We start from the raw sequence: 315 nt of genomic DNA on the forward strand, positions 1-315 counted from the left end.
AGTTTCACCCGAGGCGAGGGCATCAACCAAGGCGTTATTAGCTAGAGTGTAACTCCAGACGCCGGTGGTGGCATTAATGCCGAAGGTACCATAGTCATTGACTTGCGGCACGAAGCCCCAGCTCCAACTGGCTCCGTTATCGACATCACTGGCGGTTAAGGTGCCGCCCGTGGTAAGGCTGCCTGGCTCTGGATCATTACCGCCATCCATGACGCCCGCTTCTAAGACTTCGCCAGTCGCATCGGCAATGGTGGAAGTGATCAACGGAATATTGTTGGTACCTGTGACGGTCACGGTGACAATTTGAGTGCTGAA

Annotated in this window: 1 protein-coding gene; it reads right to left on the minus strand. The window is 54.6% G+C overall.

What is annotated here, in order from left to right; genetic code table 11:
• Positions 1-315 (minus strand): VCBS domain-containing protein (locus CXF82_RS01480; protein WP_145991642.1); only part of this gene is annotated, 315 nt, incomplete at both ends.

Source organism: Shewanella sp. GutDb-MelDb (assembly GCF_002836075.1).
Taxonomy (GTDB): domain Bacteria; phylum Pseudomonadota; class Gammaproteobacteria; order Enterobacterales; family Shewanellaceae; genus Shewanella.